The organism is Tetzosporium hominis (assembly GCF_002265435.1).
GTDB classification, from domain to species: Bacteria; Bacillota; Bacilli; order Bacillales_A; family Planococcaceae; genus Chryseomicrobium; species Chryseomicrobium hominis.
On sequence record NZ_NOKQ01000390.1, the window covers coordinates 1 to 253 of the forward strand.

Here is a 253-nt window from a genome sequence, read left to right on the forward strand (position 1 = left end):
CTAGTTTCGTTCTGGCAAAAAATACACAAGGATTTATCTCTATCTCGGCTCGAAGTCGTAGTAAAATCAATGTGCAACGCATTATGGAAGAGCTGGGTGGTGGAGGTCACTTTAATCTAGCAGCTGCGCAAATCGAGGATATGAGTTTGTCGGAAGCGGGAGAAAAATTGACTCAACTAATCTTGGAAGAACTAAAGGAAAAGGAGAAAGAAGAATGAAAGTAATCTTTTTAGCAGATGTTAAAGGAAAAGGG

General features: G+C 39.9%; 1 protein-coding gene. It reads left to right on the top strand.

The genetic code is table 11. The features are described from left to right. Positions 1–218, top strand: a 218-nt coding sequence (locus CF394_RS15505) for a DHHA1 domain-containing protein (RefSeq protein WP_243370947.1), incomplete at its 5' end; no start/stop codon positions are given. Positions 219–253: the final 35 nt, after the last annotated feature.